Origin of the sequence: Coxiella endosymbiont of Ornithodoros amblus, assembly GCF_019425495.1 — a bacterium.
GTDB lineage: Bacteria > Pseudomonadota > Gammaproteobacteria > Coxiellales > Coxiellaceae > Coxiella.
Genome location: NZ_VFIV01000004.1, coordinates 1 through 21,730, shown reverse-complemented (window position 1 = coordinate 21,730; position 21,730 = coordinate 1). Strand labels below are relative to the sequence as shown.

Genomic DNA, 21,730 nt, shown 5'->3' with positions numbered 1-21,730 from the left:
GATGGAGGCACATAAACCGGTTTTATTTGATGAAGTGATGAAAGGGCTTGCGATTCGATCGGATGGAATTTATGTCGATGGAACATTTGGAAGAGGAGGGCATAGCTTTGGGATATTACAGCGGTTGGGGCCAAACGGCCGCTTGATGGCGATGGATAAAGACCCAGATGCTGTTGCCGTTGCAAATAAAGCCCTTTTTGAGGATATTCGATTCAGCATCATCCATGAAACGTTTGCGAAGCTGCAAAAAACTATCAGGGATCACGAATGGGAAGGAAAAGTGAATGGAATATTGCTGGATATCGGGGTTTCGTCACCCCAATTCGAGGATGCTAAACGTGGATTTAGCTTTTCAAAGGATGGGCCATTGGATATGCGAATGAATCCGAAACAAAGTACGGATGCAGCTAGTTGGATTAATCAGGCCGCAATGGAAGAGATTCGTCGCGTGCTATGGAATTATGGCGAAGAACGCTTTGCTAAGCGCATTGCCAAAGCGATTGTTAAGGCGCGCGAAGAAAAGCCCATTACCCGAACGAAAGAATTAAGCGACATTCTCATAAAAGCTTATCCTCAGCGAGAGATTAGAAAACACCCAGCAACGCGAACTTTCCAAGCTATTCGGATTTTTATCAATCGAGAATTGGATGAATTGCGCGAATGTTTACCGCAGTGTTTGGAAGCGTTGGTAATCGGCGGTCGATTGTGCGTGATTAGTTTTCACTCGCTGGAAGACCGTCTCGTTAAACAGTTTATTCAAAAAGAGTCGGGCAATCATTTGCCGCGTGGGATCCCGGTTTTGGCAAAAGATATAAAGTACCGATTAAAACCACTCGGTTCTCTGATAAGACCAACAGAGGCCGAAATTAAAAAAAACCCGCGGGCGCGTAGCGCTCGCCTACGCATCATGGAGAAACTCACATGAACACAACAGCTCGTGTCATCGTCGTACAAAATGTGAGGACGCGGAACCGCAGCTTCCAGGTAACTAAAGAAGGAGTGGTGATTGTGGCGCTGGTCATCGCATTGTTGTGCTCTGCTTTTGGTGTGGTTTATTTTAAGGACTTAAACCGCCGTTTGTTCATTCAATATCAAACCCTGCAGCGTGAAAAAGCTGAAGAGCTTATTCAATGGGAAAAATTGTTATTAGAACAAACTACGTGGTCAACCCAATCCCGGGTTCAACGAATCGCTAAGCAGCAATTAGGAATGCAATTGCCGAGTGCAAAGGAGGTCATTTTAGTTAATGCCGATGCGATAATTGAGTAACCCTGTGCAACGTGCTTGGCGATTTTACGCATTATGGTTTTTACTGAGTGTCGCAGTGGCCGGATTATTATGGCGATTAATCGACTTAAACGTCCTGGATCGATCTTTTCTACTAAGACAAAGTAAGGCGAGAATTCTTCGTGTCGTCAATATTCCGGCCTATCGCGGTATGATTACCGACCGATTGGGGGTACCGTTAGCTATTAGTACGCCGGTGGATTCCGTGTGGATAAATCCGCAATTATTTCAAGCGACGCCGATTCAATTAAAACAGCTTGCTCACCTTTTACATCTCCCTCTTTCATTTATTGAAAAGCGTGCCAAAAAAACGGGGGATCGTCAGTTCGTTTATTTAAAGCGCGGTAATCCTCCTTTCGTAGCAAAACAAATTCGTGAGCTAAATATTTCGGGAGTTTTTTTTCAGCGTGAATATCGGCGGTATTATCCAGAAGGTGAAGTGACTGCTCATGTGGTTGGATTGACGAATATCGACGATCAAGGACAAGAAGGGCTAGAGCTCGCCTATAATCGATGGCTTGGGGGAACGCCGGGTAAAATGGAAGTGTTAAAAGACCGTCTAGGCTATGTGATTGCTGATGTGGCCGTGTTGAAAAAACCCGCCCAAGGACATGATTTAAATTTAAGTATAGATCATCGAATTCAATATTTGGCTTATAAAGCGTTGGAGGAAACGGTTTCCACTTATCACGCACAATCGGGTTCTGTAGTCATGCTTGATGTAAAAACAGGTGAAATTTTAGCGATGGTAAACGAGCCGAGTTACAATCCAAATAACCGCCCGAGCGATCACGACGGACGGTATCGTAACCGAGCGGTGACGGATATGTTTGAACCAGGATCCGTCAATAAGCCCTTCACGATCGCGCTCGCTTTGGAAAGTGGCCGATACAAACCTGATACCCAAATTGATGCCAACCCCGGATGGATGAAAATCGGCGGTTATCGCATTCACGATGATTTAAATTACGGTGTTGTCACGCTGACGCAATTACTGAAAAAATCAAGTAATATCGCCGCAGCTAAGATTTTGTTATTGTTGACCCCTCAGCATTATTATGCTTTATTACACGCATTTGGTTTTGGCGAAAGAACCACGAGCGGATTCCCTGGTGAATCTAACGGTGCTTTGATCCCTTATAAAACATGGGTTCCGAGCGTCGTTGCCACTTTGGCTTATGGATACGGTCTTGCGGTAACTACGTTGCAACTCGCTCAAGGTTACGCAGTTTTAGCCGCCGGCGGTATAAGAAAACCGGTTACGTTTGTTAAAGTAAACAAGTCCACGCAAGGCGTTCAGGTTTTGCCAGAAAACGTCGCAAAAACCGTAATAAAAATGCTTGAAACCGTTGTTCAAAAGGGAGGAACGGGTACGCGTGCACAAGTCTATGGTTATAGCGTGGCAGGAAAAACAGGGACTGCTTATATTGCCGGACCGAATGGTTATTTCAAATACCACTACGTAGCTTCATTCGTCGGTATTGCGCCAGCGAATAATCCACGCTTAGTTGCCGCCGTCGTAATTCGCAATCCGCAAGGTCAGCATTTTGGCGGAATTGTAGCCGCTCCTTTATTTTCAAAAGTCATGAGTGGCGCTTTGCGCATATTAGATGTGCCACCGAATAATTCGTAGACGTTTAAACCGACGCCCTCAATGAATTATCAGCACTGTCATTCAGTCTTCCCCTGTATTCAGCCATACAATCGCAAAATTCACGAGCCATCAAACGCAGCGTTTTTCGAGGCAGAGTAATTAAGTAACTAAAAAATTTATCATGAACGTGGATAATGGCATTTTGATTTTGAGAAAAAAAGAAAATCCATACCCTTGACCGCTTAGTAATGTTTCAATCTGGGGATGTGTGTCATAAATGAAAGCGTGCCATCCTCGCGTTTTATCATTGAGGTCGCCATAAAGACTGATATAGTGCATAGCCAGTTTTATTTGCTCTCCTACCTCCATAACGCGCGCCACTTTATAAACTTGTTTATCGCTCTAATAATAAAAAACCGTTTTTAATGCAAGCAAAAGCAGGATGCGCCTCTAGCAACGAAGAATAATTGCTTTTTTTAAAAATAAAATAATGTTTTCTCCTTGGTAGCCAGAAAAAGTAGCGATAAATTTTTGTAATATTCCGTCATTGGGGTTTCTTTCCAGTTATTTTTCGACTTCTGTAAAGCACTTACCAAAAAGATGATTGGTAAGGTTATTAGGGGTTTTTAAGACTTTATAAAAACAAAGGAGACCGGAATGTACGGCTAATAATTGTGTTGATTATATGGGCTATTTTTTACGGGAGAGCATACTGGATGGCGATTGTGGTGTGGCCGTTGCCTGCTGCGTATTAATGCTAGTAGTGCCAGTGAGCGCTCCCGGCTTTTTGATAGGCTAATACTATTGTGGGTGGGTTTGCATTTGCAGGAGGGACGGATTATTCCATTTGGAAACGCTGTTGCCAACCGGAAGAAAAGGAGAAGTCGTTGCCGACGCAGGGAGAAGATTTGCCCGAGCTGTTCTACTAGCAAAAATAGATTTTCGTCATTAGCTTTTGCTATCGAACTAAGCAGGTATAATCCTTTAGATGAATGGAAAATACCTGAGTCAGTTATTAGACGCTAAAAATAAGGCGCTAACGGCCGATGTATTAATCAAAGCCCTTCAAGCAGACAGCCGGAAAATACAACTCGGTGATCTTTTTATCGCTTACCCAGGATTGGAGGTGGATGGGCGGGCTTATATTAAAGAAGCGCTGGATAAAAAAGCGGCGGCCGTGTTTTATGAGGCTAATCAATATAATCCTTCGATTAAAACCAAAGTCCCCTTAATTCCCTTTGAAGATTTGCAACATCGTATTGGCGAAATTGCCGCCCGATTTTATGACGATCCCTCACGCGAAATGGAAATCATCGGTATCACGGGCACCAATGGGAAAACTTCCTGCGCCCAATTCATTACGCAAGCCTTGCAATCTCAAGGAATCCGTTGTGGCGTTATAGGAACCTTGGGTTACGGCTTTTTGGGGAATTTACACAAAACCTCTCACACCACCCCCGAACCCATCCAATTGCAACAAGCCTTTGCTGAAATGCGAAAACAAGGTGTAAAAGCAATTGCAATGGAAGTTTCCTCGCACGCGCTGCATCAGCGGCGGGTGGAAGGCGTGCAGTTTGACATCGCTGTATTTACCCAATTATCGCGCGACCATTTAGATTACCACGGTGACATAGAAAATTACGCGCGTGCGAAAGAATTATTGTTCCAGCAGCCGGGATTGCATGCTGGTGTAGTGAATTGTGATGACGCTTTAGGAAAACGCATCATCGCTCATTATCATCATCAATTAACTTTAGTGGGTTATTCCGCTAACGGAGTGAAAGACGACCGGGTTTCTTCCGTGATTGCCAGCGTTATTCAACCTTTAGCACAAGGATTTTCGGTGGAGGTTCAAACTCCTTGGGGGGAAGGCACTTTCACCACGACTTTGCTCGGCCGGTTTAATATCAGCAATTTGTTAGCGGTTTTAAGCGTGTTGTGTCTGTGTGAAATTCCCTTCGACAAAGCGCTGCCTGAATTATCTCAATTGCGTAACGTACCTGGGCGCATGCAGGTGGTGGACAGTCAGCGTCAACCCCAGATTATTGTCGATTACGCCCATACTCCTGATGCACTGGAAAAAGCGTTAACCACTTTACGCGAACATTGTCAGGGCCAATTAATTTGTGTTTTTGGTTGTGGGGGTGATCGTGACCACGGAAAACGACCACAAATGGCTGCCGTTGCTGAGCAACATGCCGATCAAATTATTTTAACGAACGATAATCCACGTACGGAATCGCCTTTAACCATTATTCAAAATATACAAGTGGGTTTTAAAAATAAAAATGCAGTGCTTGTAAAATTGGATCGTGCCGAAGCGATTCGCTATGCCGTGCAAATGGCGGCGGTTAATGATATCGTTCTGATTGCTGGCAAAGGGCACGAAACTACGCAGACCATGGGAGATCAGGTGCTGCCTTTTAATGACGTCGAGGAAGCTAAAAAAGCGTTATGATGAGATTATCTGAAGCCGCAAAAATTGTTAATGCCGATTTGAAAGGGGAAGATACGGTGTTTGAGAGCGTGAGTACGGACACTCGAACGGTTCAACCCAATAGCCTTTTTATTGCTTTGCGTGGCCCCAATTTTGATGCGAATGATTTTATTGCTAAAGCGGAAGAACGAGGCGCTGTGGGAGCCGTTGTGAATCGGGTAGTAAAAACCACTTTGCCCCTGATTTGTGTCAGTGATACCTTAGAAGCCTTGGGGCGATTAGCTCGTTATCAACGTGAGCAAATCTCCATTCCGGCAATTGTAGTGACGGGTAGCTGTGGCAAGACGACAACACGTGCGCTCTTGGCGAGTGTCTTTCGTCAATGCAGCAATGTATTGGCGAGCGAAAAAAGTTTTAACAATAATATTGGTGTGCCGTTAATGTTATTACGATTGCGTCCTGATCACCATTACGCTGTGCTCGAGCTGGGCGCTAATCATCCGGGTGAAATTACTTATTTGACAGGGCTCGCCAAACCCTCTGTAGCCATTATTACCAACGCTGGACCCGTCCATTTGGAAGGTTTTCACAGCCTCGAAGGTGTGGCTAAAGCCAAAGGTGAAATTTTTGAAGGATTGTCATCGGATGGAACCGCGGTTATTAATAACGACGATCATTTTGCTGAATTTTGGCGACGTTTAGCCGATTCGAGACGGGTTATTGGCTTTGGAATAAACCAGCCGGCGGATGTCATGGCTAAAAATATCACTCTAAATTCAGATGGACGACCCGCGTTCCAACTCGTTTTGCCAACTGGGCAATTCGAAATTCAATTGCCCTTAATTGGTGTACATAATGTTGCTAACGCACTTGCGGCGGCCGCGGCGGCCTATGCTCAACAATTGTCCACGGACGCCATCAAAGCAGGATTGGAAAGCGTGGTTGCTGTTAAAAGGCGACTCGTCGAACAAAAAGGTTATGGCGACGCGATCATTATTGATGATAGCTATAACGCCAACCCCCTCTCAGTATCCGCCGCTATTGCGGTGTTGGCAAAACGACCCGGGCATTCCGTTTTTGTATTGGGTGATATGTTGGAGTTAGGCGAAGGTGCTGAACAATTTCACCAAGAAATCGGAAAACGCGCTTTTGAAGCAGGCGTGAAACAACTGTATTGCTATGGCACTTTAACCAAACACAGCGCCAACGCCTTTGGTAAAAATGCCCATCATTTTAATAATCAAGAAAAATTATTAACTGCGTTAAAAAACGATCTCAATGCCAGTGTCGTTGTATTAGTTAAAGGGTCGCTTTCTATGAGAATGGTCAACATTGCCAACGCTTTATTAGAGAAATAATTCAATGCTTCTATGGCTGACCAATTTTTTAAGCCAGCATTTTCATGCTTTTCGTGTTTTTAATTATCTGATTTTCCGATCAATTGTTAGCGCTTTAACGGCTTTAATTTTCGTTTTATCTTTGAGCCCGGGTTTAATTAAATATTTAGTTTCCTTGCAAGTCGGGCAAATGGTCCGAAACGATGGTCCCCAAACGCATTTAAAAAAATCGGGGACCCCTACGATGGGTGGCGTGCTAATTATTGTTGCGATTGTAATTAGTGTACTTTTGTGGGGTGATTTGTCGAATCGTTTTATATGGGTAATTTTATTGGCAATAGTGGCTTTCAGCGCCATTGGTTGCATGGATGACTATCGAAAGATCATTAGAAAAAATAGCAAAGGCCTGTCGGCTCGCTCAAAATATTTATTGGAATCCATTATTGGCGTTTTAGTGGCGGTTTATTTATATTTCTCTGCCACGGCCGGTACGGAGACAGCATTGGTTATTCCTTTTTTGAAAAATGTACTGCCGAATTTAGGATTGTTTTATATTGTGCTGGCGTATTTTGTTATCGTGGGCAGCAGCAATGCCGTGAATTTAACCGATGGATTGGATGGTTTGGCACTCATGCCGACGGTGATGATTGGCGCCGCTTTGGGTGTTTTTGCTTATACAACGGGTAATCATTTCTTTGCCCAATATTTGGCAATTCCTTACATTCCCGGAGCGGGTGAAGTCGTGGTTTTTTGCAGTGCCTTGATGGGGGCGGGACTAGGATTTCTTTGGTATAATACGTATCCCGCTCAAGTATTTATGGGCGATGTCGGTTCTTTGGGATTGGGTGCAGCGTTGGGTGTCATTTCCGTCGTCGTGAGAGAAGAATTGGTTTATTTCTTAATAGGCGGTATCTTCGTTGCCGAGACGTTATCTGTCATTCTCCAAGTGGGTTATTTTAAATTATCTGGCGGCAAACGCATTTTCCGAATGGCTCCCCTGCATCACCATTTTGAACTCAAAGGCTGGCCCGAACCCAAAGTCATCGTAAGATTTTGGATCATCACTTTTATCCTCGTCTTATGCGGCTTGGCAACGCTAAAACTCAGATAATGGTGAAAAAAGCAAGCCCGCTTTCTGGAAGGTGCGTTAAAAAATATTTTAAAATCAAAAAATTATTCCACTCCTAAAGCCTTGGAAAAATATCTCTTCGCATTAAGGTTAATTTAACCTCCATCTGGCACACTTAGGTTAAATTTTCTAGATTACGTATTTAGAGAAGAATGATGAGAGAAATTAGCAATAGAAAAGAGAGTAATTGAGCACACTTTTGCGATAATACAAAATCAGGGGTGTAAGTGCTTCTTTATTTCACTCATGGAAATGAATAACAATTCGTTAAACCAATATATGGAGCTGCGGTGGCGGTACAAATTGAAGATGAAGGATGTAATTTCTGGGATTATCGATACTAAAATGAATTTAATAAAAGATGGGGTTAATTTTAAAAACTCTTCAATCATGCATTTAAGATTATCATTCACGGTCATGGATGAATATTTCAGTAATTATTTAAACCAAAAGAAGAGGCTTTTTGTTTTTTTCAGAACTTTTTTCGTCAATCGCCAGTGTATTAAGCATGTGGTAATAAAAATTATAGAAATTGCCAAAATAAAAAACGAGCCTCCGCTACTCGAAATAGAAGGGATTACTTTTACTAATCTTTTTAAGAGTCAGATGCATATTTTTGTACAGTCAGTCCTGACCTTTTTAATAAAAGGAATGTTTATGCCTACCTGAATAGAGAAGAGTACAGTTTAGTAGTTGTCAATTCAGCAGTCATCCTAGCAGTTCAAGTAGTTCAAGCAGCTCTAATATCTAGAATCGTCGAAGTCATTCTCGGAGCCAATCTTTATTAAAGAGAAACAAGCAACGCCTGATGCCCGATTATTGGAAATAATTCGCAGGATAAATTGAAGGGAGTAATGGAAGCAGTCAAAAGCTCTTTTAAGAATGCAAAAGCATATCCAGCGCAGGCTATTCGCCTTACAATTTTTCCAATGTCAGGAGCAAAAAGAGAAGTCAGATCAAGCTCAAGAAGAGCAACTATCTAAAAAATGATTTCATAAGCGAGAAAATTTGATGAGAAATAAGGTAGCGAGCTAAAGCAAAACTGATAGTCTTCTGTATTTTAACGTAGCATCTTTTGCGGATAGTGTATTAAAGCAATTAAAAATATTTGATGAATACGACCAAAAAAGTCATCAAGGAATTAAACTTACACTCTTTTCATTCGGCACAAAAATTCGTAAAGCCGAACAAATGGCCATTCAGCATGGATTTGATTTAATTTTAAAAACCAATTATCGACGTCTCCTTATCTCGCCAATCAATATGCTATCTACTTTTAAAAAAACACGAGAAAATGAAAAAATTATTATTACGTCTGATGTCTATAAAACGATTAAGGAAGGTATTTCAGATAATTTTAAAATGATAATGGACGAACTTCAAAAATCAGCCAGATCAACCACATCAATTAAATTAATTTGATAAGACTGGTTAAACGCGACGCCTACAAAGGAGTAGAAGTCATTTGTTGACGAACATCGATCTTTTATGCAATTTCTAATCCGATTACGGTCTGAAATATATACTGACTGTCATAACATCCTTGGAAGTTCTTCAAACAGTGTGGCAGCTAAAAACGTTAGAAATAGAAGAAATGAATTTAGGGGAGTTAAAGGAAAAAATGAATACCTCTTATGATGCCTCGCTTGGGTTTTTCTCTGGAATCGATGTTGATGTATGCCTGGATCAAGAGGATACGAAATAGGCTTTACCCCCTAAAAAAGTAGCCTAGACTGGACGTCCATGCTGTCCAGTAGCAGTGCCTTGAAGAAAAATAACCGCTATGCTGCTCCTACTCTCCCTGTTTTTTTGATGCTCAGGAACAGAAATTCGATGATTCTTTGGAGAAGAGGGACGCCAAAAAATCTAAAACAAATACTGACGAAGAGAAATTTGATCCAAACTCTTTTTTGATTTAGTAATTTGTCTACTCCCCCTTGCGTGAGAGGGTAGAGAGGGTGGTCTTGGTTGGTAATATAGAGCACCAGCCTTACACACCCTTTTTACAACTTGTTGTTCTCTTCCAATTTAGTTCCTATAATCCTATCAATCATTTTAATTTCCCATTGGAAAACAGACCACGCTTATGAGTAGCGAATCATTAATGGTTATCGTTGGTTTAGGTAAAACGGGATTATCTTGTGCGCAGTTTTTAGCAGAAAAGAACCAGCCGTTTGTGGTGATGGACAGTCGTGAAGAACCCCCAGAGTGGGAAAATTTCATCAAAACTTACCCTTGTGTCGAATTGATCCGCGGCCAATTTTCGGAAAAATTGTTGAAAAAAGCGAAAGAAATTATTTTAAGTCCCGGCGTTTCGCTGCAAGAGCCGTCAATTGCCAAACAAGCAGCCCAAGGAAAATCGATTATTAGCGATATTGAATTATTCGCACGTAATGTGAATAAACCAATTATTGCTATTACTGGCTCCAATGGAAAAACCACCGTGGCGACGGTAGTGGGATTAATGATGAAAGCCGCCGGCCGAAACGTTTCAGTTTGCGGTAATATTGGAGAGCCGGTCTTAGAACAAATTACAGCTGAGCCGGGTTATTACGTACTGGAATTATCGAGCTTCCAACTTGAAACGACTTTTTCTTTACGATCTCAAGCGGCAACCATATTAAATATTAGTGAAGACCATATGAATCGATATGCGACTTTGCAAGATTATCTCCGAGCTAAGCAACGCATTTATACTGATTGTTTTATTCCCATTGTGAACACCGACGAACCAGAAATTTGGCGCCATCTTCCGTTTAATAAAAAACCTTTGTCTTTCGGGTTAAATAACGCTGCTGATTTTTCGTTGGCAGAACATAATCAAAAAATGTCTATTGTTTATCGGGGTAAGATTTTAATGCCCGTCCAAGAATTAAAATTAAACACTCGTCATCATCTCCAAAATGCACTTGCTGCATTAGCATTGGGAACAGCAGCTAAAATTCCAATAGAAAATATGCTTCATATATTACGTGAATTTTCTGGCATCCGCCACCGCTGTCAATGGGTACGCAAGTATAAGGAAATTGATTATTATAATGATTCAAAAGGCACAAACGTTGGTGCTACCCTCGCTGCCATTGAAAGCTTAGGGAAAGCGGTAAAAGGGCAATTAATCCTTATCGCTGGCGGACAAGGTAAGGGCGCCGATTTTTCTCTGCTAAAAGACGTCATTAAACGTTACGTTAAAAAAGTGATTTTAATCGGTGAGGATGCCCCGCTGTTAGAAGAAACCTTAAAAGAAATAACCCTTATTAAACACGCTGATTCAATGAGAGAAGCAGTCAAACAATCCACTCAAGCAGCCAAAGCCGGCGATATTATTTTATTGTCCCCCGCTTGCGCGAGTTTTGATATGTTTGCCAACTACGAACACCGTGGTGATGTTTTTATAGAAACAGTGGAAGCACTTTAATGCGAAAAAAATCAACTATTTTTTGGTCATACGATGCTTGGATTGTCATCTGTACTTTGTCGTTATTGGGGTTAGGGTTATTAATGGTTGCTTCTGCTTCGATGGTGATTTCTGATCGTCAGTTTGGGTATCCTTTTCATTATTTTATTCGCCATCTCATTTATTTAAGCTTAGGTTTAGCGCTTGCGTGGGTGGCGAGTCGTTTTCCTATTAAAGTTTGGAAAACATATAGCGGTTATTTGTTCTTGGTGGGTTTTTTATTATTAATACTGATTTTGGCCCCTGTCATTGGAAAAACTGTCAACGGTAGTCGGCGGTGGATTCAACTGTGGTTTGTCTCTTTACAAGTTTCTGAAGTCGTAAAATTTATAACTATTCTATACCTCGCTAGTTTTTTGCAGCGTTATCAAAGTGAAGTGCAAAAAGAATTGAAAGGCTTTTTAAAGCCCATGTTGCTCGTGGGAATTTTATCAGGTCTGTTACTGTTAGAACCCGATTTTGGTGCCGCGGTAGTGATTACAATGACTTGCCTGGGATTGCTATTTTTAGCGGGAGTACGGTTATGGCCCTTTTGTGTGTTATTGATTTTAGTCGCGGGTTCCTTAATTTTATTAGCTATATTGTCTCCTTACCGTTTACAACGATTAACGAGTTTCCTCAATCCATGGGCACATCAATTTGGGTCTGGCTATCAATTAACGCAATCACTCATTGCTTTTGGACGTGGTGGACTTTTCGGCGTTGGTTTGGGAAATAGTGTGCAAAAATTGTTTTATTTGCCCGAAGCACACACGGATTTTCTTTTTGCTGTGCTTTCTGAAGAGTTAGGATTAATCGGAGAAATTTTGTTGATGAGTTTATTTGTTTTATTAATCGGTCGTATTATTTTAATTGGCCGACGTGCTGAAAATAGTAATCAGCTTTATTCTGCTTATCTTGCTTATGGAATTGCACTCTGGTTAGGATTACAAGTGATTATCAATATCAGCATTACGGCTGGCGTTTTGCCAACCAAAGGATTAACGCTGCCTTTTATCAGTTATGGTGGTAGCAGTTTGTTAATGAATTGCTTGGCGATCGGTGTTATCTTGCGGATTTCTTATGAAACTGAGAATTAAACTTATAATACACAAGGAGTATTTATTTTTTCGTTTGCAGGTACTGAAAAATATTATCTATTACACCCACTCAGATATTTTTAATGCTAATTGATGAATATAAAAAAATGACGTTCAAAGACAAGTAAAATTGATTAAAATTTATCTTCGTTCTGAAAATAAATTCAAATTAAATAACCTTTTTAAAAGAGCAGAGAGTCTTAAGGAATTTCCTATTAATTTTTCTCCTAAAGAAATTTCTAACTCTCCGGTTCGCTGTTATTTTGAGTCCCATTTAGCACTCAACAGTTTACAATTTTTATCTAGCCATCCTGTCATTTCTATACTAGAAGGGTTTACTGATTATCTAAAAAAGCCGGATAACTTATTACGCGTGAGTAGTGGATAAAGAACTGGCAGATAAATTTTCAGAACGTGATGACTTGCCATTTTTAGAATCCAGCTTAGCAATCAAGAAAGATATCAATGATTCCTATGAATGTGGGTGGAATGGAATGCATTACGAAACTACGATTGCCATTAAATTAATTTCTGTTTCAGATGAGACGGCCGAATATTTTAATGAGCGCTAACGTGAAGGCCTTATGAAGTTTAATAAATATGTTTATTTTTCGAGGTCCTATAGCATTGCCACCGTTATTGCTGACTTCCAAGAAAAAATAATTAACCATTATCCCATCCTTTCATTAGAAGGACTCTACGAAGCTAGGCTTTATTCGGAGGAGTACAGAGGGCGGATTAATCGCGCGATCAATCCCAAGAAGATGTCACCTATACGTACCTGGGATATTATGTTTAATACATCCAGTTTCTTTCTATGATTCTATGATAACGTGATGGTCTTAAGTAGACCGCCGCAAAAAGACCGCTCCCAGAACATCCACCTTCGACTCTAAAGCCAGTTTCCTCAAAGGATATTTATTGAATTAAACGATTTTAGTAATTTTCGGGAGAATTGGGCAATTAAAAGCTTCTCCTCCGATGGGAAAGAGATTTTTAAAAATTATCCAATATTTTTTGTTTAACTCGATTTATTTTATGGGCAGTTATGGTTTATATGAGTTTATTGTTCCCTTTCATATTAGAGTTTTTTTAGAAGAGCTTCAAGAGGCAGGCTTACATGAATTAGCGTATTTAACAATTGACAAGTTATTATAGGGTGATTATGAATCCTTAGCTGAAGCTTTGAAATATGTAATTCATTACAATCGAGTCTTTATAAATAAACAGAAATTACATGAAAAAATATCAAAAATAGCGTTAGAAGAAAAACTAAAAACCTACTGAAAAAACAGAGTTTCTAATTAGATGGAATACTTTTTTGTTAAATTGGGATATCTAAAACCGACAAAATTAATGCCGTCGATAAAGTTTTAAATTTTCTAAAAGGAGAAAAAGTCACATTTTTTAAAAAGGACATGTGGGCTTTACATGACAAAACATTGGAAAAGATTATAGAAGAGAAAAATACAGCGCATTTATTCCTTCTGAGATAAAAAATCTTAGCAGCTGTTTAGTCCTTACCCTCAAGGCCCGAGAGTGCTATCATCCTGTTATGAATCGAATATTAATTATAGCCGGCGGCACGGGCGGCCATATTTTTCCGGCACTCGTGGTAGCACGAGGGTTGCGTGAACAGGAGTTTGACGTCCAATGGCTGGGTGTGAAAGGGGGGCTTGAAGAAAAGCTCGTTCCTGATAGCTTTCCTTTGCACATCATTCAAATTAAAGCTTTTCGTCGGAAAAGAGGGCTGCAACAGCTTCTTATGCCTTTGCGTTTAGTAAGGGCGGTTTTTCAAGCTTACCGAATTATTCGTCAGTTTAAACCCGATCTCATCTTAGGTATGGGCGGTTATGTGGCGGGTCCTGGGGGCCTAGCGGCTTGGATAACACGCACACCTTTAATCATTCATGAACAAAACTCGATTCCCGGTCTAACGAATCGCGTATTGGCGAAAATGGCTAAATCTATCTTGCAAGGTTTTCCCGAAACATTCCCTCAAAATCGTAAAGTAGTTACAACGGGCAATCCGGTTCGTGCGGAACTGGTTAAGATGCCATTGCCGCAAGTTCGTTTGGCCGGTCGTCGCGGGCCGTTACGTATTTTAGTTTTAGGCGGCAGTCAAGGGGCTCAGTCTATTAATCAAAAAATGCTGGCCGCATTGAATAGTTATCCCTGCTCTGAAGAAATTTCTGTCTGGCATCAAACCGGAGAACGAGATTTTGAATTCATCCAGAAAGAGTATAAAAAGATAAAGATAGAAGCTAAGGTCGATAATTTTATTAGTGGCATGGCAGGTGCCTATAGTTGGGCTGACTTAGTTGTTTGCCGGGCAGGCGCTTTGACTGTTTGCGAAATTGCCTCAGTTGGGGTGGCGAGTATTTTTATCCCTTACCCTCATGCCGTGGATAACCATCAATTCCATAACGCCCACTTTTTGGAACAAGCAGGAGCTGCTATTATTATTTCAGAGGGATTATTAACCGAAACGGATTTGGTGCGCTTCTTTGAACAATTTGCGCAGAATCGCGACCGGCTGTTAACAATGGCCGAAAATGCGCGAAAATTAGCAAAGCCCGAAGCCGTTCAGTGTGTCATTGCTCAATGTAAGAAATTTTATGCAGCTCGATAAAAAAATTATTAATCATGTTCACTGTTTAGGGATCGGCGGTATTGGTGTCAGTGCGCTCGCCGAAATTTTATTAAAAAAAGGCTGTCGTGTGACAGGATCGGATGTTTCTCCCAATAAGAATACCGAACGATTACAACGATTAGGCGCTGAAATTATATTTAATCACAAAGATATGGCCATCACTCAGGCGGATTGTGCTGTTTACTCGAGTGCCATCGGGTCGACAAATCCTGAATTGATTGTAGCAAAGAAAGCGAAAATACCGCTTCTAAAACGCGGCCAAATGCTCGCTAACTTAATGAAAGAGTATCAATCCATTGCCGTTGCCGGCGCCCATGGAAAAACTACCACGTCGGCGATGTTAAGCCATGCGTTCATTGAAGCGAATTTAGACCCTACGTTTATGGTTGGGGGTGTATTAAACAATTCTCAAACGCCAGCACGGGTTGGTAATGGCCATTATTTTATTGCTGAAGCGGATGAAAGTGATGCTTCGTTTTTATTTATGCATCCCGATGTTGCCGTTGTGACTAATATCGATGCGGATCACTTAAGTACATATGATGGCGATTTTAATCGTTTAAAACAAACGTACATACAATTCTTAGAACAAACAGCAGGAGATGGCCTTGTGGTTTTGTGTTTGGATGATCTTATACTTCGCGAAATAGCACCGGTGTTGTCTCGCCGTGTAATCACCTATGGTTTTTCTTCCGATGCCCAGTATCGTGTAGTTGATTACTGTCAACAAGGTATCCAAAGCCATTTTCAAATCCATTCCCCTTACCGTAAGCTGCCTTTAAACATTAAATTAAGTATGCCCGGGCAGCATAATGCTTTAAATGCGACGGCAGTAGCGGCAATCGCTGATGTGGTTCAAATGAATGAAACTGCATTACTTAAATCATTGGCAGGCTTTCCTGGGGTGGATCGTCGATTTACTATTCGTGGCGAAATGATTTTGCCTAAGGGAAATGCGTTAATTATTGAGGATTATGGCCATCACCCCAACGAGATTAAAGTTACTTTAGCCGCAGCACGGGCCGCGTGGCCAGAACGGCGAATGGTATTGGTATTTCAGCCACACCGTTACAGCCGCACTCGGGATTTAATGACGGAATTCGTTGCTGTTTTAGCAGAAACTGATTGGTTAATTTTGCTTGAAGTTTATAGTGCTGGCGAAATGCCAATTCCTGATGCTGATGGAATGGCGCTAATTAAAATGATGCACAATGGGATGGCGCAAAAAACAACTTTTGTTCCGTTGCTGCAAAATTTGCCTGAAACATTGCAAAAATTAAGCCAACCCAATGACATTATTATTTTACAAGGGGCCGGAAATATAGGCAGTGTCGTCACTGCCTTGGTGTAGGCTCATGGATAAAGAGAATTTTACTCGTTTGCGTGGCGAATTATTTTATGATCACCCATTAGCGCGTTACACTTCTTGGCACGTGGGCGGAAAAGCAGAACGATTTTATCGTCCGGGCGATTTATCTGATTTACAAGATTTTCTGACCCAATTGCCTTCCGATGAACCGTTAACCTGGCTTGGTTTAGGGAGTAATGTATTAATTCGAGACGGTGGAATTAAAGGAGCCGTTATTCTAACATTAAACCGACTGAAAGAACTCTCTGTCGTTAATAGTCAATTAGTTTTCGAAGAGCAAAGCGGAATACAGGATTTTTTATCTGGGAATGGAAAAACCATCATCCGAGCAGAAGCCGGCATCACTTGCGCTAAATTAGCAAAATTTTGTGTGAGCCAAGGCTTAGAGGACGGCGCTTTTTTCGCCGGCATTCCGGGAACTGTCGGCGGTGCTTTAGCGATGAATGCGGGCGCTTTCGGCAGTGAAACGTGGTGCAATGTAATTGGTGTGGAAACCATGAGTCATCAGGGTGAAATATTAAAGCGTACGCCGGGTGAATTTAAAATTCACTACCGTCAAGTGGAAGGATTAGAAAATCAATTTTTTATTGCTGGTTATTTTTGTTTTAATCGCGGTGATCCGGAGAAAGTAAAAACTGCTATTAATATGCTACTTAAAAAACGCAATCTATCGCAGCCTATCGGAAAATATAGCTGTGGATCTGTATTCCGTAACCCGCCGGGTGATTACGCCGCACGGTTAATTGAATCGGCTGGTTTAAAGGGAAAATCCATTGGAAACGCTGAAGTTTCAGAAAAACACGCTAATTTTATTTTAAATAAAGGTAATGCCAGTGCTGCTAATATTGAAGCTTTAATCCATTATGTGGCTCAGCACGTTAGTCAAATCCATGACATTCAACTTGTTAAAGAAGTGCATATTATTGGACGATCCTGATGAAGAGGTATAATGCAAAAAGAAAAACCCACCGAAATTTAAAAAATATAAAAAAATTAATTCCGACTGCATTAGTGTTGCTTTCTTTTGTAAGCCTTTTAGCGGGAATTATAACTTTGCATAATCCAAAGACACTGCCTTTTCGCCAAATTAAAATTACAGTGAGTAGTGATCATATTAAAATGGTTGAATTAAAAGACATTGTTGTCCATCACATTCAGGGCGGTTTTTTTTCTTTTAACGCCTCGACGTTGCAAACAGCATTAATGTCTTTGCCATGGGTGCACAATATGTCGGTGCGACGAATATGGCCAAATGAATTAGAAATTCAGGTAGAAGAACAGCGACCGATTGCCCGCTGGAATCAAAATGAATTAATCACACAAAAGGGTGAAATTTTTTCCCCGCCGCTTGCAACCATTCCTCAAAATATTCCACAACTCAGTGGTCCTAATAATAGCGAAGAAAATGTATTAAACCAGTTTCAACAATTTAGTCAGTTGCTCATCCCTTTTCACGCCGTCGTTACGGCTTTATCATTAACAAAACGGGGCGCTTGGTCTTTGATTTTAAATGGGCATGCTCAAATTTTTTTAGGTGATAAAAACATTGATCAGCGATTTAAACAATTCGTGCATCTTTACCCTAAAATTATTGGCGAAAATATTAATCGAGTTGAATATGTTGATCTTCGATATTCGAATGGGTTGGCTATTCAATGGAAGAATTAATTTTCTGATATTTTTTATTTTTAAATGAATAAGCAAAGATCTCCTCTTTTTTAATATCGAAAAACTATAAATGGATAGACAATTTTCTTTGTTGAATGCGTTCTTTAATCCAAGGAAAGGTTAGGAAATTTTGATAAGAGTGCGTTAAAGCCTCTTTAGTAAATTGATTAGCATCTTGAACCATTGAAGAATTTGTTTTAATTAGAGAACCCAACGGGTGATGAAATCGTTTTATTTTAAGTTTTTACTGTTGAGAAAAGCGTTTATGCCGCTGCACTGACTGTGTCTCAAAAATGATAAGGTGTTTTATTTAAACAGCAAATGCCAAATTCGAGCGTCGCGCTCATGCCATGGTGATTTCCGTCGGCTTTGTAAGGCAGAACAATGTTGTCCACATTTCGGACAAAAAATAAATCGCCTAGACCACATTCTTGAATTATTGCCGGTTGCGTATTTTTTTCGAAAATCGTGTTAACCTCGAATAATTTTTTTAAATAATTTTTCCATCTAAGCTCTTAAACTACTTTAATATTTAAATATGATTAACTGGTATTAAGAAATATACTGTAAATATCCATGGAAACCTGACTAATTACATGAAACAACATTCATTTTTTAATAGTGATTTTGAAGTATATCGCTTATACTAATGATAGTCAATGTCAGTGTTTTCACAGGGAGATTTTGGCGGCTATGCCGAAAAATCCAGATAAAAATCTCATTGTTGCCTTAGATATCGGTACGAGTAAAATCGCGGTTCTTGTCGGAGAAGTTGCCCAAGATAACCAGATTCAAGTTATTGGTTTTGGCACGCATCCGTCACGCGGTTTAAAGCGCGGTGTTGTGGTTAATATTGAATCAACAGTCCAATCGATTCAGAGAGCGGTTGAAGAAGCGGAATTAATGGCAGGATGTGATATTCATTCTGCTTATACTGGGATTGCTGGCAGCCATATTCGCAGCCTAAATTCTCATGGGATTGTGGCCATTCGCGACTGCGAAGTGAACCAATCGGATGTGGAGCGTGTTATTGACGCCGCTAAAGCAGTGGCCATTCCCGCCGATCAAAAAATACTGCATATTCTGCCACAAGAATTTATCATCGATAATCAAGAAGGCGTTCGGGAGCCGGTCGGCATGTCGGGCGTACGCTTGGAAGCCAAGGTGCATATTGTGACTGGTGCGGTAAGCGCCGCTCAAAATATTAACAAGTGTGTCCGCCGTTGCGGACTGCAAGTGGGCGATATTGTATTAGAGCAATTGGCCTCCAGCCATGCCGTTTTAACAGACGATGAAAAAGAATTGGGTGTCTGCATGGTGGACATAGGAGGAGGGACAACGGACATTGCTATCTTTACTGAAGGAGCCATCCGCCATACCCACGTCATTCCCATCGCCGGCGATCACGTCACAAATGACGTAGCGGTAGCCCTACGTACGCCGACTCAATATGCTGAACAAATCAAAATTAAATACGCCTCCGTATTGCCAGAGGAGGTCAACCCTGAAGAAGCCATTCAAGTCCCTAGCGTGACTAAGCGCCTGTCTAAACAAGTGCAAAAACGGGCATTGGCTCAAGTGGTTGCATCGCGTTATGAAGAATTATTTGAGCTTGTTCTGGCCGAATTACGTCGTAGTGGATTTGAAGATTTAATTGCTGCCGGCATTGTGCTGACGGGTGGCGCTTCACATATAACTGCTTGTATTGAATTGGCTGAGCGCATTTTCCAAATGCCGGTGCGGTTAGGGTTGCCTCAGTATGTCAACGGTTTGGCCGATGTTCGTGACAATCCTATTTATGCTACGGCAGTGGGATTACTCATTCATGGCTATCAAAGTCAGCTCAATAATCGGCCTGTTTTTGATTTGCAACATGGCATGAGCTTATGGCAACGGATGAAAAGTTGGTTCCAAGGAAATTTTTGATTGGTATTAGGAGGCAATAACATGTTTGAATTGGGTGAAACTTCACCGAAAAATGCCCAAATAAAAGTCATCGGTATCGGTGGTGGTGGGGGAAACGCTATCGAGCATATGATCGCTGAGAATATCGATGGTGTAGAGTTTGTTTGTGCGAATACAGATTCTCAAGCCTTAGGGCGGTCTAAGGCACGAGTCGTTTTACAGCTCGGTGATGAAATCACCAAAGGTCTTGGGGCGGGTGCTGATCCAAGTGTCGGTCGTCAAGCGGCTGAAGAGGCAGGCGATTGCATTCGTGAAATTCTCGAAGGAACAGACATGGTTTTCCTAACCGCGGGGATGGGAGGTGGTACGGGAACTGGCGCTGCACCGATTTTTGCGGAAGTAGCCAAAGAATTGGGTATTTTGACAGTCGCTGTTGTGACGAAGCCATTCGTATTTGAAGGTAAAAAACGGATGAATGTGGCGGAAGAAGGGATCAAGGCGCTAGGTAACTATGTGGATTCATTAATTACCATCCCGAATAATAAATTACTGAATGTGCTGGGCAAAAACATAACCCTTTTAAATGCTTTTAAAGCAGCGAACAATGTCTTATTAGGCGCCGTTCAAGGGATTGCCGATTTAATTACTCGTCCTGGATTGATAAACGTCGATTTTGCCGATGTACGCACTGTTATGTCAGAAATGGGGATGGCTATGATGGGAACTGGCGTTAGCAGCGGCGAAAATAGAGCTCGTGAAGCCGCGGAAGCTGCTATCGCAAGTCCTCTGTTAGAAGACGTTGATTTCACGGGTGCTCGAGGCGTGTTAGTCAATATCACTGCTGGGATGGATTTATCGATTGGCGAATTCGAGCAGGTTGGTGAGGCTGTGAAGGCATTTGCTTCTGAAACAGCGACGGTCGTCATCGGTACCGTTATCGATCCCGATATGAGCGATGAACTGCGCGTAACGGTGGTGGTGACCGGATTGGGTTCGCACGCCGGTAGCGGCGCCGGTGTTCCCTTAAAACCTATAAAAAACACAAAAAACGATGGCACATTGGATTATCATCAATTGGATCGGCCGACTTATATGCGAAATCAAGAGCCGTCTAAACGCACGGTAGATCTCGAAGAGCAACGCGACCGGGATTTTGAATATTTAGATATTCCCGCGTTTTTACGTCGCCAGGAAGAAGATTGAGCTGTCATTCAATGACTGAAAGCATCGGTTATGCCGGGCAGCTGAGTTCCTCAGCGGGGGAATTCAGTAAAGATGATTAACGCTAAAATATATTAACCGTTACTAACAAGGATGTGCTAAAATCCGCTTCCTGTTTTTCCAGTAAGGGACTGATAACACAATGATTAAACAGAGAACTCTAAAAAATGTCGTGAGAGCTACGGGTGTTGGCGTTCACACTGGAGAAAAAGTTTATCTAATATTGCGTCCCGCTCCCCCCAACACCGGCATTATTTTTTGCCGGACCGATTTAGACCCGGTGGTTCAAATTCCAGCTCAGGTTAATTACATTGGTGATACCAGTTTATCGACGTGTTTAACGAAAGGGGATGTGCGTGTTGCCACGGTCGAACATTTATTGTCGGCATTAGCTGGCGTTGGCGTTGACAATTTATATGTTGATCTAACCTCACCTGAATTACCCATCATGGACGGCAGCGCGGGTCCTTTTGTATTTTTAATTCAGTCTGCCGGAATCGAAGAACAAAATGCACCCAAAGAATTTATCCGCATCAAACAAAAAGTCAAAATCGAAGAGGGGGATAAAAGTGTCATGCTCGAACCCTATAACGGGTT

General features: G+C 41.5%; 21 protein-coding genes and 1 pseudogene. 21 read left to right on the top strand and 1 reads right to left on the bottom strand.

The genetic code is table 11. The annotated features are described in order from the left end of the window. Position 1: 1 nt before the first annotated feature. The 18 genes from rsmH (at position 2) to FIV31_RS01095 (ending at position 18,007) form a co-directional block, all read left to right on the top strand. Complete coding sequence (gene rsmH / locus FIV31_RS01180; protein ID WP_280123525.1) at positions 2-925, top strand: 16S rRNA (cytosine(1402)-N(4))-methyltransferase RsmH; 924 nt, start codon at positions 2-4, stop codon at positions 923-925. Next, positions 922-1,269: a cell division protein FtsL gene (ftsL, locus tag FIV31_RS01175; RefSeq protein ID WP_280123524.1), complete on the top strand. Its 348-nt coding sequence runs from the start codon at positions 922-924 to the stop codon at positions 1,267-1,269. Before rsmH ends, ftsL begins: the two co-directional genes overlap by 4 nt. Then, the gene (locus FIV31_RS01170; RefSeq protein ID WP_280123523.1) at positions 1,262-2,920 is read left to right on the top strand and encodes a peptidoglycan D,D-transpeptidase FtsI family protein; all 1,659 of its coding nucleotides are present in this window, start codon (positions 1,262-1,264) and stop codon (positions 2,918-2,920) included. The genes ftsL and FIV31_RS01170 overlap by 8 nt, the downstream gene beginning before the upstream one ends. 767 nt (positions 2,921-3,687) lie before the next feature. Continuing rightward, entirely contained in the window at positions 3,688-3,810 is a 123-nt protein-coding gene (locus FIV31_RS01165) for a hypothetical protein (RefSeq protein ID WP_280123522.1), read from the top strand. Between the two features lie 59 nt (positions 3,811-3,869). Further along, on the top strand, positions 3,870-5,339 hold the full coding sequence (locus tag FIV31_RS01160) for a UDP-N-acetylmuramoyl-L-alanyl-D-glutamate--2,6-diaminopimelate ligase (RefSeq protein ID WP_280123521.1): 1,470 nt from the start codon (positions 3,870-3,872) through the stop codon (positions 5,337-5,339). Beyond that, on the top strand, positions 5,336-6,676 hold the full coding sequence (locus FIV31_RS01155; protein ID WP_280123520.1) for a UDP-N-acetylmuramoyl-tripeptide--D-alanyl-D-alanine ligase: 1,341 nt from the start codon (positions 5,336-5,338) through the stop codon (positions 6,674-6,676). The genes FIV31_RS01160 and FIV31_RS01155 overlap by 4 nt, the downstream gene beginning before the upstream one ends. A 4-nt stretch (positions 6,677-6,680) precedes the next feature. Continuing rightward, positions 6,681-7,766 (top strand): phospho-N-acetylmuramoyl-pentapeptide-transferase, encoded by a 1,086-nt coding sequence (gene mraY, locus FIV31_RS01150; RefSeq protein ID WP_280123519.1) that lies wholly within the window; start codon positions 6,681-6,683, stop codon positions 7,764-7,766. Between the two features lie 327 nt (positions 7,767-8,093). Continuing rightward, entirely contained in the window at positions 8,094-8,453 is a 360-nt protein-coding gene (locus FIV31_RS01145; protein ID WP_280123518.1) for a hypothetical protein, read from the top strand. 522 nt (positions 8,454-8,975) lie between these two features. Continuing rightward, positions 8,976-9,206 (top strand): hypothetical protein, encoded by a 231-nt coding sequence (locus FIV31_RS01140; protein WP_280123517.1) that lies wholly within the window; start codon positions 8,976-8,978, stop codon positions 9,204-9,206. 121 nt (positions 9,207-9,327) lie between these two features. Beyond that, on the top strand, positions 9,328-9,489 hold the full coding sequence (locus FIV31_RS01135) for a hypothetical protein (RefSeq protein WP_280123516.1): 162 nt from the start codon (positions 9,328-9,330) through the stop codon (positions 9,487-9,489). A 381-nt stretch (positions 9,490-9,870) separates the two neighbouring features. Beyond that, positions 9,871-11,199: a UDP-N-acetylmuramoyl-L-alanine--D-glutamate ligase gene (gene murD / locus FIV31_RS01130; protein WP_280123515.1), complete on the top strand. Its 1,329-nt coding sequence runs from the start codon at positions 9,871-9,873 to the stop codon at positions 11,197-11,199. Further along, entirely contained in the window at positions 11,199-12,317 is a 1,119-nt protein-coding gene (gene ftsW, locus FIV31_RS01125) for a putative lipid II flippase FtsW (protein WP_280123514.1), read from the top strand. The genes murD and ftsW overlap by 1 nt, the downstream gene beginning before the upstream one ends. 130 nt (positions 12,318-12,447) lie before the next feature. Then, positions 12,448-12,705, top strand: a complete 258-nt coding sequence (locus FIV31_RS01120; RefSeq protein ID WP_280123513.1) for a hypothetical protein — start codon at positions 12,448-12,450, stop codon at positions 12,703-12,705. Next, a complete protein-coding gene (locus FIV31_RS01115; protein ID WP_280123512.1) occupies positions 12,698-12,889 on the top strand; it encodes a hypothetical protein in 192 nt (63 codons plus the stop codon). The genes FIV31_RS01120 and FIV31_RS01115 overlap by 8 nt, the downstream gene beginning before the upstream one ends. A gap of 983 nt (positions 12,890-13,872) precedes the next feature. Beyond that, positions 13,873-14,949: an undecaprenyldiphospho-muramoylpentapeptide beta-N-acetylglucosaminyltransferase gene (gene murG / locus FIV31_RS01110; protein ID WP_280123511.1), complete on the top strand. Its 1,077-nt coding sequence runs from the start codon at positions 13,873-13,875 to the stop codon at positions 14,947-14,949. Beyond that, positions 14,936-16,321, top strand: a complete 1,386-nt coding sequence (murC, locus tag FIV31_RS01105; RefSeq protein ID WP_280123510.1) for a UDP-N-acetylmuramate--L-alanine ligase — start codon at positions 14,936-14,938, stop codon at positions 16,319-16,321. The genes murG and murC overlap by 14 nt, the downstream gene beginning before the upstream one ends. Positions 16,322-16,325: 4 nt before the next feature. Then, positions 16,326-17,276, top strand: coding sequence for a UDP-N-acetylmuramate dehydrogenase (gene murB, locus FIV31_RS01100; RefSeq protein ID WP_280123509.1), 951 nt, complete (start codon positions 16,326-16,328; stop codon positions 17,274-17,276). Then, positions 17,276-18,007, top strand: coding sequence for a cell division protein FtsQ/DivIB (locus tag FIV31_RS01095; protein ID WP_280123508.1), 732 nt, complete (start codon positions 17,276-17,278; stop codon positions 18,005-18,007). The genes murB and FIV31_RS01095 overlap by 1 nt, the downstream gene beginning before the upstream one ends. Here the strand turns inward: FIV31_RS01095 and FIV31_RS01090 are convergent. Further along, a pseudogene (locus tag FIV31_RS01090) lies at positions 17,988-18,514 on the bottom strand (carbonic anhydrase). The gene FIV31_RS01095 and the pseudogene FIV31_RS01090 overlap by 20 nt on opposite strands. 177 nt (positions 18,515-18,691) lie before the next feature. Here FIV31_RS01090 and ftsA point away from each other — a divergent pair. From ftsA to lpxC, 3 genes are all read left to right on the top strand, one after another. Beyond that, positions 18,692-19,933 carry a cell division protein FtsA gene (gene ftsA / locus FIV31_RS01085; protein ID WP_280123507.1) on the top strand — a complete coding sequence of 414 codons (1,242 nt, stop codon included), beginning with the start codon at positions 18,692-18,694 and terminating at the stop codon, positions 19,931-19,933. 21 nt (positions 19,934-19,954) lie between these two features. Next, positions 19,955-21,115, top strand: coding sequence for a cell division protein FtsZ (gene ftsZ / locus FIV31_RS01080; protein WP_280123506.1), 1,161 nt, complete (start codon positions 19,955-19,957; stop codon positions 21,113-21,115). A gap of 160 nt (positions 21,116-21,275) precedes the next feature. After that, on the top strand, positions 21,276-21,730 hold a 455-nt coding region (gene lpxC, locus FIV31_RS01075), incomplete at its 3' end, for a UDP-3-O-acyl-N-acetylglucosamine deacetylase (protein ID WP_280123505.1).

Coding starts and splice junctions, on each gene's coding strand:
- ftsZ (WP_280123506.1), top strand. CDS start 19,955: ATGTTTGAATTGGGTGAAACTTCACCGAAAAATGCCCAAATAAAAGTC.
- murB (WP_280123509.1), top strand. CDS start 16,326: ATGGATAAAGAGAATTTTACTCGTTTGCGTGGCGAATTATTTTATGAT.
- murG (WP_280123511.1), top strand. CDS start 13,873: ATGAATCGAATATTAATTATAGCCGGCGGCACGGGCGGCCATATTTTT.
- rsmH (WP_280123525.1), top strand. CDS start 2: ATGGAGGCACATAAACCGGTTTTATTTGATGAAGTGATGAAAGGGCTT.
- FIV31_RS01155 (WP_280123520.1), top strand. CDS start 5,336: ATGATGAGATTATCTGAAGCCGCAAAAATTGTTAATGCCGATTTGAAA.
- mraY (WP_280123519.1), top strand. CDS start 6,681: ATGCTTCTATGGCTGACCAATTTTTTAAGCCAGCATTTTCATGCTTTT.
- FIV31_RS01140 (WP_280123517.1), top strand. CDS start 8,976: ATGGCCATTCAGCATGGATTTGATTTAATTTTAAAAACCAATTATCGA.
- murC (WP_280123510.1), top strand. CDS start 14,936: ATGCAGCTCGATAAAAAAATTATTAATCATGTTCACTGTTTAGGGATC.
- FIV31_RS01160 (WP_280123521.1), top strand. CDS start 3,870: ATGAATGGAAAATACCTGAGTCAGTTATTAGACGCTAAAAATAAGGCG.
- murD (WP_280123515.1), top strand. CDS start 9,871: ATGAGTAGCGAATCATTAATGGTTATCGTTGGTTTAGGTAAAACGGGA.
- ftsL (WP_280123524.1), top strand. CDS start 922: ATGAACACAACAGCTCGTGTCATCGTCGTACAAAATGTGAGGACGCGG.
- FIV31_RS01145 (WP_280123518.1), top strand. CDS start 8,094: ATGAAGGATGTAATTTCTGGGATTATCGATACTAAAATGAATTTAATA.
- FIV31_RS01095 (WP_280123508.1), top strand. CDS start 17,276: ATGAAGAGGTATAATGCAAAAAGAAAAACCCACCGAAATTTAAAAAAT.
- ftsW (WP_280123514.1), top strand. CDS start 11,199: ATGCGAAAAAAATCAACTATTTTTTGGTCATACGATGCTTGGATTGTC.